This window comes from Tenacibaculum halocynthiae, from assembly GCF_964512825.1.
GTDB classification, from domain to species: Bacteria; Bacteroidota; Bacteroidia; order Flavobacteriales; family Flavobacteriaceae; genus Polaribacter; species Polaribacter halocynthiae.
On the sequence record NZ_CAZELG010000028.1, the window covers coordinates 379,784 to 391,986 of the forward strand.

Genomic DNA, 12,203 nt, shown 5'->3' on the forward strand with positions numbered 1-12,203 from the left:
AGTCTACTTAGCCTCTATTAGTACTTCTTTTTTAATATCTTTATTTACATACTTAGCTATTGGGTTCTTTAAAACTCCTTCCAATTTTAAACTTTGAATTGGATCAGCTAAGCTTAGCATTTGTTTTGTATTAGATAATTGTAATCTATTCAAACAACATCTATCAAACTCTGGTACAAAAAGGTTGTACTTTTCAAATTTTGTGGTCAATTCTGGGTGTTCATTTTGATAGTAATAAATACAATCTGCTACCAATTCCCAAAAATTATCTTCTAAAAAGCCTCCATAGGTTTCTAACTGTTGTGCCATAAACCTGAAAATACAGTCAAATACATCTGTAAAAATGGACAGTACTTTCATTTTATCTGTTGTTTTTGTAAATAACCTATCTGCATGTTCTGGTAAATGTATTTCTTCATTGAAAACAATTACTTCTTCCGTAATGTCTTTCATTAATACATAAACAGGTACTTGATTTTCTAATACTAGTATTAAATTTTCACCATGAGGCATAAACACCATTTCATATTTATAAAAACAATGTAACAATGGGCTTAAGTATGCTTTTAAGTACTTCTCTATCCATGTATTTACATTCAATTTTGATGCTTTTATAAATTCAACCAATAAAGAAGTCCTAGAATAATCTTCATGTAATAATGCTGCCATTGTTACTACTTCTTGATCTGAAGTAATTTTAGTGTACGGACTTTCTCTCCAAAGAGCTGATAACATTTTATTATGAGGGTTTGTTTTACCCAATGCCTCATAGTAATGATTATGATACCCAACCGTAGCTACCTCACCTAACATAGTAAAACCATTTGTAGTTAAATACGTATCATCTTTTAACAGGTTATTTATCCATTTCGTTATATGAGGTGTACTTTTCATATAATATGGCGAAAGTCCTCTCACAAACCCCATGTTTAAAATAGATAAAGCAGTTTTTGTATATAGCTTGTTTGGATGAGTTTTATTAAATAAAGTTCTTATAGATTGTTGAGCAGAAAACTCGTCATCACTCTCACCTAAGAAAACTATATTTTGGTTAGCAATATCACCTGCAAAAACATGTATTAACTTATTGTTCCATTGCCATGGGTGAACAGGCATAAATACATAATCTGCAATATCTAAATCTAGACTTATTAATTTTTCATTAAACGATTTAAGCTTATTCTCTCCCAACTCACTTCCTAATAACTTACTGTACCCAAACTCTTCAGTAGCTGTATAAGTAGCATATTTTTTATGTCCTGCTATCCAGTAAATTTTAAAAGGATTATCTGTTTCTGGTGCATATTTTTCGTAATCATTTATATTAAACCCTATTCTACCATTATTCGCCACAAAACAAGGATGTCCTTCAATCATAGCATGTTCAATTTCTTGAAAACTTTTATAGGCTAATTCTTTTGATGAAAATTTTTGTTTTTTATATTTATATGCTGAACTAATTAATGTACTTGTAATTTCTTCTAAATAAGTAGCTAGAAATCCATTAGGTATTTGAAGTTTCTTTTGAAACTCAGTAATAAACCGTATAGCATCTACAGTCTCTTCTTGTTCATTTATATACTTTTGAATACTTTCCACCTCTATATACCAATGATCTAGCTCAAATTTTCTGGCATCAAAATAATAGGTATGTTTACCATTATCTGAAGTAATACTATACGTATTGAAAATTTCTTTATTAGTATGTTTTTTAGGGATAAAAATAAGCTCGTGAGAAAATTCACTGATCGCTTTTTTTACCAATAATTTATTTACAATACTCCAAGTTTTAGGCTCTATATATGATATTGTTGAATCCATTATTTCTCTGTTAATTTTATTAACGCTTTTTTATAAGTTTCTCTAGTGCAAAAAGCTAAAGCGGCTATTTTACTTGCCAGTTTTATTTCATGTTGATATACAAAACCAGCTTTCTTATTAAGTATATGTATTTTGGTATTATGTACATCTGGCTCTACCACTACTCTTTCTACATAAGGCAAGCTGAAAAAATAATTGATGATTGTAGAAAATACATACCATGTAAATTTTGGTATTCTTTGTTTTACCGGCGCTACCAGAATATGCATACCATAATCATTTAAATGAGCATGGTAGTGTTTTCCAATTATATCTTCTGAAGCTTTATAACGTTCCATTAGAAATATAGGCTCATTATCTAACATTCCAATATAAGTATGATGGTGAGGGTTCTTTTCTATTTCATAATAAGCCTCATATACTTCCTCTTTTGTAGATGTTAACATACCCCAATATTTTGCATGAGGATTAGTAATCCATTTATATATAGTATCAATATCCTTATCAAGATGTATTGGACGTAATGAAATAACACCTACATCTAGTATATCTCTACTATAAAGTTGCTGTTCAATATGCGTTGTCATTATACTTCTTCTAATTGATTTTCTTTTTTAAATACTGCTATTGGATTTATTAAATTCCCAGCAAATTGAAGTAATACAACGGGGTCATCTAAATCTATCATTTGCTTATTATTATTTAACTGTAGTCTATTTAAACAAGACAACTTAAATGTATCAGCAAATAAATCATATTTTTTAAACTTGTCGTTAAACTGAGGATTCGCATTTTGGTATTCTTGTAAATTCTCAGCAACTAGTTTCCAAAAACTTTGCTCTGAAAAACCAATATGCTCTTCAAGTATTGGAGTTAAAAACCTAAAAAAACCATCAAAAATATCTGTGAAAATTGAAAGTAATTTAACATCTTCTGGAACAGGAGCATACATTCTCTTTAAGTGTTCAGGTAACTCAACATTTGGATTTAAAATAACTGCTTCTTCTGTTATATCTTTTAATAGAATTTTTACTGGTTTATTGTTTTCTAAAACTAAAATTATATTCTCTCCATGAGGCATAAAAACTAAATCGTATTGATAAAAACAATGCACTAATGGACTTAAATAAGCCTTGAAATAATCTTTTAACCAATTTTCTATTGTTAACCCAGAGCTTTTTATAATTTCTGGTAATAAAGCCTTTCCATATTGATCTATATGTAGTAAAGCAGCCATAGTTATTGGCTTTTGGTTTTCGGAAATAGCCATATAAGGGCTTTCTCTCCACAATGAAGCTAACATCTTATTATAATCGTTATGAACTCCGAATTCTTCAAAATAAGAGTTTACATAACTTACAGAACCTATTTCACTTAACATTTTAAATCCTGTTTCTTGAATAAATGAATCATTGTAAAGTAAGTTTTCTAACCAAACAGCCATTTTAGGAGCCGTTCCTAAATAATATAAAGGTAAGCCTCTCATAAAGCCCATATTTAAAATGGAGAGTGCGGATTTCGTATAAAATTTTTTTGGATTAGTTATATTAAAAAGTGTTCTTATTGATTGTTGTGCTAAATATTGATCAGGACCATACCCTAAACATAATAAATCTCCTTTTGCTATTTCAGGGGCAAATATGGTAGCCAACTTATTAAACCACTGCCAAGGATGAATTGGTATAAATAAGTAATCATCAGAGTTATATCCTTTTTCGGTAATAAGCTCATTAAAATGATTAATAGTATCAATCCCTAACTCTTGCTCTATTAATTCCTTATAAGGCAGTTTTTCAATAGCTGCATATACTGCTTTTGCTTTATGGCCTGCTAACCATAAAAGTGAAAATGAATTTCCTGCTTCTGGAGCATATGATCTATAATCACTACTATCAAAACCAATACGTCCATTGTTAGCTACAAATCCAGGATGTCCTTCGGTCATAGATTGCTCAATTGTTTGAAAATCGGCTGCTGCAAGTTCTTTAACACTTGGATTTCCTTTTACTATTTTAAAAGCACTTCCATATAATGTACTTATGATTTCTTCAAGATACACCGGCATCTTTTCATTATCTATTCCTAAAGTAGATTTAAATTCTTTAATAAATAAAATAGCATCTAATTCTAGTTCTACACCACTTTCAGTTTTAAGAATTGTTTCTTCATTTATCATTAAATGATTTAAAGCCAATTGCTTTGCTTCAAACCTATACTCTATTGCTTCATTATCTGTTTTAATTAGGTATTGATTCCATCCATTCTTTAATGATGAAACTAATGTTGGTGTTATTAGTAATTCATGAGAAAATTCACAAATTGCTTTTTTAACCAATAATTTATTTGACTGTTGCCAAACTTTTGGTTGTATATGTTGTATAGCTTGTTGTGGTGATACCACATTATCTAATGTATTCATTGCACTACGTTTTGAAGGTGTAAATAACTTTATGTGTTTACTATATGTTTGTCTATTTAAAAAAGCTAACTGTGCTGTTTTATGTGGTAATTCAACAATTTTATTTAAAGTGAAACCTATTCTTTGACATAAGGCAAACATTTTTTTATTACGTATATCTGGTTCAACCAGTATTCTTTCTATATTCTTATTAGAAAAAATAAAATCCATAATACATTGAAACATGTACCATGTAAAATGATCAATTTTAGGAAGTTTTGGAGGAGCTATTATAATATGAACCCCACAGTCTGTACTTTTAGAACTATAATAATTCGTTATACTATCTTTTTGTGGATTGTATCGTTCTAAAACAAAAGCTATTTCATTATTAAACTCTCCTACGAAAACATCATAATGTTCAGGTTCCATTAACTTTACATACTCCTCTTCTACTTCTTTTAATGAAGTATTTTGCATTCCCCAAAAAACAGCATAGTCTTTATTTACCCAGTTATGAAGTATGATGCTATCTTTTTTTATATCAAATGCACGAATAGTAATTATTCCTAAATCAGGAATACTTTTTGAAAATAGTGTTTCTTTATTCATGTTTAAGAAGCTTTAACAATGTTTTTGGGTACATAAACTAATTTAAAAATGAAAATATATAACACAATTGTTACTATAAAACCAGACAAAGCAATTATAAAAGGTAAGCGTAATCCAAAATTTTCAACGACTAGACCAACACTTAATGATGCTATTAAAACTCCTAAATTTTGAAAAAAATGAACCTTACTATAATCTAATGCATACGATTCGGGAGTACTCATTTCAAATAATAAAACATCAAATTTTACTACTCCTTGAAAAATAGCCCATCCGTAAATAATTCTTCCTACAATAACTACACTATCTAATGGTATTCCCTGTAAGAACAAACCGACTAAACCTATAAGTAAAGCCATTATAATACCTTCATATCCATTCGATTTTTGCTTATTACTAATCCATAATGCTATTAGGGCAACAAACCCTGGTATGGCATAAATTGTACCTGATATTAATTTTGAATCATAATTAGAAAAACTTTCCCAGTACATTGAAAAAAATGGGCGAATTATAAAATCACTGAAATAAAGAATTAACGTTAACAACCCAATTTTTAATATTAATCCATTTGATAGTGAGTTTTTTTCTTTTTTATTCTCAGCTGAAATTATAACAGTAGTATTAAACTTTTTACTTTTTAATAAATAAGCGCTCATCAACATTTGAATAAAATCACCAAGTGCCATAATTAAAAATATTGAACTAGGATCAATATAATCAACTGTAAAACCTCCAATTACGGCTCCTAAGATTCCGCCCAAATGAACAATTACAGATAATAAACCAATAGTTGATACATGCTCTTCCTTTTTAATTATTTTAAGTATATATGGATATACTAATAAATAGCTACCTTTAAACAAAACCATTATTAATGACACTATCCAAAAACTTATATAAGAACTCGTCCAATAACAATAAAGTGCTAAAACACCAGCTATAGCTTGTGTGTAAATTAATATTTTAAGCTCAGCTACTTTTTTTGATATATATGCCCAAAACGGAAACGCTATCATTACCATAAAACAAATTGCTGCAAAATAAAAACCTACATTTTCTGGATTGGTCATTCCAAAGCGGATAGCAAAAAACTGAGGATAAAAAGGGTGTAATAAATAATCACTTACTACCGCTATAAACGTCATTAGTATTAAAAATGATTTCAACTTCATTCGACTACTACATTTAAAGGTTTTTCAATTTCTTCTTCTTCATTTACACCGAATTGTTGAAAAGCGATACTTGTTTCAACTGGGTAATATTCTTTACCTGTTATCTCTTTTATTATATATGAATTTCTATAGCAAGCCATACCTAAATCTGGAGTAACAAAACCATGTGTATATAGCTCAACATTTTGCACAAAAATCTCATTATGGTTTTTATCTATACTATAATTTCTATGTACATCATAACGCCCCTTATTATCCCATTCTAATCTATTTGAAATACCTTCTATAAACTCTGGTAACTTGTAATAATACCCTGTTGACAAAACCAGACCTTCTGTGTTAATTTTAAGATATTTATCCTGCTCTACTTGATGTAACTCTAAAAGAGTTTGATTTTCTTTTACAATTGTGTTTTTAAGCTCGGTATTAGTTCTTAGTGATACCTTTAAAGGTTTTTCAGAATACGATCTTTTAGTATATAATAAATCATGAATATCATTAATCAAATCTTGATTTATACCTTTGTATAAATGCTTTTGATTTTTAATCAAATCATCTCTTTTCTCTGATGGTAAATTGTAGAAATAATCAACATATTCAGGAGAAGTCATCTCTAAAGTAAGTTTAGAATACTCTAATGGAAAAAATCTTGGAGATCTTGTTATCCAGTTCAATTCATATCCTTTAGTATCTATATCCTGTAATAAATCATAAAATATTTCTGCAGCACTTTGTCCACCTCCTACTACTGTAATTGATTTTTTAGTTTGTAATTCATCTTTATGATTCAAATATTTTGATGAATGTGTAGCTCTATCTTTTAATTTTTTAGCACAGTTAGGAATGTATGGTTGCGTACCAGTTCCTAAAACAATTTTCTTAGCTTTATAAGTTTTAATTTCATCTGTTTTAGTACATTGACTTGTAACTACATAAACTTCTTCTTCTTCGTTAAAATGAATATTCTTTACCTCAGTATTAAAATAAATATTAGGTAATTTATTTATTGCCCATTGACAATACTTATTATACTCATTTCTTAATAGCAAAAAGTTTTCACGAATGTAAAATGAGTATATTCTTCCTTGTTCTTTACTATAATTCAAAAAACTAAATGGACTTGTTGGATCTGCTAATGTTACTAAATCTGCCATGAAAGGAATTTGTAACGTGGTACTTTGTAACATCATACCAGGATGCCAATCAAATCTCTCTTGCTTATCTAAAAAAATCCCTTCTACTCCATCAATTGGATCAGTTAAACAAGCTAAACCTAAATTAAATGGGCCAACACCAACTGCTATAAAATCTAATATTTCTTTCATTTTAATTATTTATTGAATATTCTTCTCCTTTTTGTTTGATCATATTTAAAATTTCACGGAGATTTTTAACTGAATTCATAGGGTTTAATAGCGTAAACTTTAAATAAATATTCCCCTGTAGTTTTGTACTTGCTATTGAAGCACTACCTGATTTAAATAATGTGTTTTTGATGTATAAGTTTGTAGCATCATGCACTTTATTATCAGTTTCATTTAATACTTTATATCTAAATACAATTGTGCTTAACTCAGGTACATGAACAGTTTCAAATAGTATATCTTTCTTTATTTCATGATAAATAGTAACTGCTAAAAAATGTACTTTTTCTAAATATGAAGCTATTGTTTTTGCTCCCAATGTTTTTAAAGTAAACCAAACTTTTAAAGCATCAAATCTTCTTGTAGTTTGAATAGACTTCTCTATTAGGTTTGGTCGTTCAGGGTCTTTATCTTCTAGTGGGTTTAAATAATCAGCATAATATGACACATATTTAAAATGTTCTTTGTTTTTAACAAGATAAGCACTACAAGAAACAGGTTGAAACATAGTTTTATGAAAATCAATAGTTATAGAATCTACTGACTTCATATTTTCAAAATAATGTTTATGAGTATCAGTTAACACAAAACACCCACCATAAGCACCATCAGCATGCAACCACATATTATGCTCTTCTGCTATAATTGAAATTGTTTCTAACGGGTCAAAACTTCCATAATCTGTTGTACCTAAAGTAGCAACTACAGCAATTGGAATATTACCTTCTTGTTTAACTTTTTCAATTGCTAATACTAATTCATTAGCATCCATTTTCATTTCACTATCAGTTTTTATTGCGATAACTGAATCATATCCCATTCCCAATAAAGCTGCATTCTTTTTAATGCTAAAATGAGATTTTTCTGAGCAAAAAATCCTAAACTTACTTACTTCATTAAACCAACCTTGCTGTTTTAAGTTAACTCCATAATTTGCAAAAGCATAGTTATCTCTTGCCATTAATAAAGCCATAAAATTTGATTGCGTTCCTCCACTGGTAAAAATACCATCAGAGTTAATTGGCATTGAAAACTCATTACATATCCAACGAATAACTTCTTGTTCTATAAATGTTGCTGAGGTACTTTGGTCCCAAGTTTCAACTGCTGTATTTATAGTTGATGCAATAGTTTCTGCTAATATTGAAGGAATAACTACAGGGCAGTTTAAATGAGCTACATAATTGGGACTATGAAATGATATTGCATTATCTATATAAAGTTCGTTAAGAGATTCTAATGCTTCTTTAAATGTATATGTTTTATCGTCAATCTTAGCATCTATTTTATGTTGCTTGATTGCTGTTATATTATCCCCTTTGTAAAAAGTTTTTCTTTTATAAAATTCTTTTAAAACATTGTTTATTGATATAGTGTACTCTTCTATTTTCCCAAATGACTCATCACTTAATATTCCTTCATAAAGTGATGAATCAACGAGTACGGGGGTTTCGTCTAGTGTCATTTATTTTTATTTAGTCTTAATAATAGTTAAGACAAAATTATGACGTTAGTAATAGTAAAAATGACGAAAGTGTGATAAAAAATGACGTGAAAAGTTATAGTGCGTTCTTATACGTACTTATAGCTCTTTCTCTAGCAAATTTATGTTCTACTATAGTATTTGGATACGTTAATTCATTGAAATCAATAATCCACTTATTAATATAAATTAACTCTTTATCAAACTTTTTTAATTGTGTTTCCGGATTGAAAACTCTAAAATAAGGTGCAGCATCGCAACCAGTACCTGCAGCCCATTGCCAATTACCATTATTTGATGCTAATTCATAGTCTAATAACTTTGAAGCAAAATACGCCTCTCCCCATCTCCAATCAATTAACAAATGCTTACATAGAAAACCTGCAGTAATCATGCGAACCCTATTATGCATATAACCGGTGGCATTCAATTCTCTCATACCTGCATCTACCATAGGATATCCAGTTTCTCCTTTACACCATTTTTCAAATTCTTCTTTATTATTCCTCCATGGAATAGCATCATATTTCGATTTAAAATTTTGAGTAACTACCTTAGGAAAATGATATAAGATTTGCATAAAAAACTCTCGCCAAATTAATTCACTTAAAAAAGTACTATTAGTTTTTAAAGCATGAATAACCATTTTACGAATACTAATCTGACCAAATCTCAAATAAGGTGATAAATTAGAAGTTCCTTGTATAAAAGGATAATCTCTTACTTCTTCATAATTAGATAAGTTATCTATAGAGTATGGTTTTACTTTGATATTACTTATAGTAAAACCCAAGCTTTCAATACTTGGAAAAGTAATTTTAATTGATAAATAATTTTTATAATATTCATTGCAATCAAAATATTTAGCATTATTTTTTGTGTCGAATTTTTTTAACCATTGATTTTTATAAGGAGTATAAACAGTATAAGGAGTATTATCTTTTTTAAGAACTTCATGTTCTTCAAAGATAACTTGATCTTTATACTTATTAACTTTAATATTGTTTAGCTCTAATAAATCAGTTACTTTTTGATCTCTTTTAAGCGCATAAGGTTCATAGTCTTTATTAAAAAAAACGCTTTCAATGTCATATTCCTTTATTAATTCTTTCCAAACTAAAAATGGATCACCTTTCTTTATTTGAATAGAGCTTCCCAAAGCATTTAATTTTAGCTGAATTTCTTTTAAGGAATTATATATAAAAGTTATTCTAGCATCATCTTTAGGTAATTTATCTAAAATCTCATCATCAAAAATAAATATAGGCAATACTAATTTTTCAGCTTTCAAAGCATGATATAAAGAGGTATTATCATCGAGTCTCAAATCTCTTCGAAACCAATGAATAGAAATTTTATTGTTCATTAAATAATGTCTCTAATGTTTTAAAACGATGTTCAAAAATAGTAGTTAATTGTTTTTTAATAAATATTTCCTGAGCAATTACTCCTAAAAAACCAAAAGGTATTTTATACGATATTTTATCATTCATTACTGTTTTACCATTAGGTAATTCTTTAAACCAATGTTCATGATGCCACATTTTATAAGGACCGAAGCGCTGCTCATCAATAAAAAAATCTTGTTCTTTTACTTGTGTTATTTCAGTTACCCAATTTTGTTTTATACCTGGTAAAATTCCTACTTTATATGTAATTATTTGACCAGCATATGCTTTTTTATCTACAGATGAAGTAATTTGAAACCCCATATGTGAAGGTGTAATTTTTTCTAAGTTTTCTGGAGAACTAAAAAAATTCCATGCTTCTTTTAAACTTACATTTAAAACTTGTTCAGTTTCTAATGTATATATTCCGGAGTGCTCTTTAAATTCTAACATTTTTTACGTGGTTTTTTGCCATATTTTGTCTGGAGTTAATCTAAAGCTACCAACAAAATTAAAATTACATTCATTTGGAGTTAATATTGATAAAAAAAGATCATCTCCTTTCCTTCTATACAAATGATACTCTTTTCCTACAATAGGTTCAAAACTAAATTTTGCATTATATACAATATCATTGTATTGATATTTGTTCATCAATGATTGATATGCTTTTTTTAATTCGTCATATTCGGCTTTGAATTGATTGTTTGCCTTATAAATGTTTTGCTTTTTCCAACTTATACTATCAGTAATTTTAATAACTGGAGAAGATAGGTTTGTAGCATAAGGCTTTAAATACGCATCGTACGTATTTGTTTCTTCATTGAATACAATATTATCTGGCTTTTTACTCACTATATTAAGTGTTTTTTTATTTTTGAACTTGTAGGACTTGTTGTTGAATAAAAATAATCAATAAACCTTCCATTCTCATCTATTAAATATTTTTGAAAATTCCATTTTACAGATGAATTAGATTTACCATTAAAAGATTTCTTGGTTAACCAAGTATATAAAGGATGTTGCTTTTCTCCTTTTACATTTATTTTTTCAGTCATGAGAAAACTTACTCCATAATTAAGTTCACAAAAGGATTGAATTTCTGAAGAATTTCCAGGTTCTTGACCTCCAAATTGATTACAAGGTATTCCTATAATCATTAAATTCTCTTTATGTGTATTATATAGCTCTTGTAGACCTTTATATTGATTTGTAAATCCACATTTTGATGCTACATTTACAAATAATATTTTCTTTCCTTTGTATATACCTAAATCAATAGGCTTGTTATTTATATCGTTTATTTTAATATCATAAACCGAAGTTTTTGGTTCTAACGTTTGTGCTTTTACTGATGAACTAAAAATTGACATAATTATAAATAATTTTAAAAAAAGTTGTTGTTTTATTTGAAGCTTACTCATAGTGCGTTTAATTTATACTAATTTTTTCTATTGTTAATTTAAATTCTTCATTTTTCTTATTTCCTATTAATACAGCTATTTCTTTTATTGTTGATTCAGAAAAATTATCAATGTTCAATTTATATCCTCTAAAAGACGCATAAAAGCTCTTTAAAGGAATCACAATTTCTTCCATTTCGTTTGAAGTTTGAAACGATTGAACGTACCAATATCTTTGGTATTTTCTTGATTTTATTCTAAACTGATATTTTTTCCCATCTCCTTTTACTCTTAAAATAACATTTTTAGAAGACTTCTTTAAATTTACATCTACTGATAATCGAGTCATTGCAAAACCTCCATTATTTTCAGTAGAAACACTTCCCTTAAAAACACCTACACCACTATCATTAATAATCATATTAGAAGTAGATATCCCTCCCATTACGCTATCATTAGTTTGGTACCAATCATTTACTTTAATTGATTTTTTAAAATCAACAATTGTAATTTCATTATTAAATAACATAAAAGCACACAATAAAATTAATTTTTTCAT

At 28.2% G+C, this 12,203-nt stretch carries 11 protein-coding genes; all 11 read right to left on the reverse strand.

Features of this window, described 5'->3' with window-relative positions:
- Window positions 1–3 precede the first annotated feature (3 nt).
- The 11 genes from ACKTTQ_RS10930 to ACKTTQ_RS10980 all read right to left on the reverse strand — a co-directional run bounded on the left by ACKTTQ_RS10930 (window position 4) and on the right by ACKTTQ_RS10980 (window position 12,203).
- On the reverse strand, window positions 4–1,821 hold the full coding sequence (locus ACKTTQ_RS10930) for an IucA/IucC family protein (protein WP_299133749.1): 1,818 nt from the start codon (window positions 1,819–1,821) through the stop codon (window positions 4–6).
- Window positions 1,821–2,408, reverse strand: coding sequence for a GNAT family N-acetyltransferase (locus tag ACKTTQ_RS10935; RefSeq protein ID WP_113787079.1), 588 nt, complete (start codon window positions 2,406–2,408; stop codon window positions 1,821–1,823). Before ACKTTQ_RS10935 ends, ACKTTQ_RS10930 begins: the two co-directional genes overlap by 1 nt.
- Window positions 2,408–4,831 (reverse strand): GNAT family N-acetyltransferase, encoded by a 2,424-nt coding sequence (locus tag ACKTTQ_RS10940; protein ID WP_408049218.1) that lies wholly within the window; start codon window positions 4,829–4,831, stop codon window positions 2,408–2,410. The genes ACKTTQ_RS10935 and ACKTTQ_RS10940 overlap by 1 nt, the downstream gene beginning before the upstream one ends.
- 2 nt (window positions 4,832–4,833) lie before the next feature.
- Complete coding sequence (locus tag ACKTTQ_RS10945) at window positions 4,834–6,006, reverse strand: MFS transporter (protein WP_408049219.1); 1,173 nt, start codon at window positions 6,004–6,006, stop codon at window positions 4,834–4,836.
- Entirely contained in the window at window positions 6,003–7,331 is a 1,329-nt protein-coding gene (locus tag ACKTTQ_RS10950; RefSeq protein ID WP_408049220.1) for a lysine N(6)-hydroxylase/L-ornithine N(5)-oxygenase family protein, read from the reverse strand. Before ACKTTQ_RS10950 ends, ACKTTQ_RS10945 begins: the two co-directional genes overlap by 4 nt.
- A gap of 1 nt (window position 7,332) precedes the next feature.
- Window positions 7,333–8,835, reverse strand: a complete 1,503-nt coding sequence (locus ACKTTQ_RS10955; RefSeq protein WP_113787077.1) for a pyridoxal phosphate-dependent decarboxylase family protein — start codon at window positions 8,833–8,835, stop codon at window positions 7,333–7,335.
- A gap of 94 nt (window positions 8,836–8,929) precedes the next feature.
- Window positions 8,930–10,219: a cryptochrome/photolyase family protein gene (locus tag ACKTTQ_RS10960; RefSeq protein ID WP_408049221.1), complete on the reverse strand. Its 1,290-nt coding sequence runs from the start codon at window positions 10,217–10,219 to the stop codon at window positions 8,930–8,932.
- Window positions 10,209–10,694 (reverse strand): SRPBCC family protein, encoded by a 486-nt coding sequence (locus tag ACKTTQ_RS10965; protein WP_408049222.1) that lies wholly within the window; start codon window positions 10,692–10,694, stop codon window positions 10,209–10,211. Before ACKTTQ_RS10965 ends, ACKTTQ_RS10960 begins: the two co-directional genes overlap by 11 nt.
- 3 nt (window positions 10,695–10,697) lie before the next feature.
- A complete protein-coding gene (locus ACKTTQ_RS10970) occupies window positions 10,698–11,096 on the reverse strand; it encodes a DUF2452 domain-containing protein (RefSeq protein WP_408049223.1) in 399 nt (132 codons plus the stop codon).
- Window positions 11,096–11,614 (reverse strand): glutathione peroxidase, encoded by a 519-nt coding sequence (locus ACKTTQ_RS10975; RefSeq protein ID WP_093872041.1) that lies wholly within the window; start codon window positions 11,612–11,614, stop codon window positions 11,096–11,098. The genes ACKTTQ_RS10970 and ACKTTQ_RS10975 overlap by 1 nt, the downstream gene beginning before the upstream one ends.
- A 58-nt stretch (window positions 11,615–11,672) precedes the next feature.
- The gene (locus tag ACKTTQ_RS10980; RefSeq protein WP_408049224.1) at window positions 11,673–12,203 is read right to left on the reverse strand and encodes a CIA30 family protein; all 531 of its coding nucleotides are present in this window, start codon (window positions 12,201–12,203) and stop codon (window positions 11,673–11,675) included.

What these genes read in the sequence shown, in the direction of transcription:
- ACKTTQ_RS10930 (WP_299133749.1), bottom strand. Translation starts at nt 1,821, where the DNA reads ATGGATTCAACAATATCATATATAGAGCCTAAAACTTGGAGTATTGTA.
- ACKTTQ_RS10935 (WP_113787079.1), bottom strand. Translation starts at nt 2,408, where the DNA reads ATGACAACGCATATTGAACAGCAACTTTATAGTAGAGATATACTAGAT.
- ACKTTQ_RS10940 (WP_408049218.1), bottom strand. Translation starts at nt 4,831, where the DNA reads ATGAATAAAGAAACACTATTTTCAAAAAGTATTCCTGATTTAGGAATA.
- ACKTTQ_RS10945 (WP_408049219.1), bottom strand. Translation starts at nt 6,006, where the DNA reads ATGAAGTTGAAATCATTTTTAATACTAATGACGTTTATAGCGGTAGTA.
- ACKTTQ_RS10950 (WP_408049220.1), bottom strand. Translation starts at nt 7,331, where the DNA reads ATGAAAGAAATATTAGATTTTATAGCAGTTGGTGTTGGCCCATTTAAT.
- ACKTTQ_RS10955 (WP_113787077.1), bottom strand. Translation starts at nt 8,835, where the DNA reads ATGACACTAGACGAAACCCCCGTACTCGTTGATTCATCACTTTATGAA.
- ACKTTQ_RS10960 (WP_408049221.1), bottom strand. Translation starts at nt 10,219, where the DNA reads ATGAACAATAAAATTTCTATTCATTGGTTTCGAAGAGATTTGAGACTC.
- ACKTTQ_RS10965 (WP_408049222.1), bottom strand. Translation starts at nt 10,694, where the DNA reads ATGTTAGAATTTAAAGAGCACTCCGGAATATATACATTAGAAACTGAA.
- ACKTTQ_RS10975 (WP_093872041.1), bottom strand. Translation starts at nt 11,614, where the DNA reads ATGTCAATTTTTAGTTCATCAGTAAAAGCACAAACGTTAGAACCAAAA.
- ACKTTQ_RS10980 (WP_408049224.1), bottom strand. Translation starts at nt 12,203, where the DNA reads ATGAAAAAATTAATTTTATTGTGTGCTTTTATGTTATTTAATAATGAA.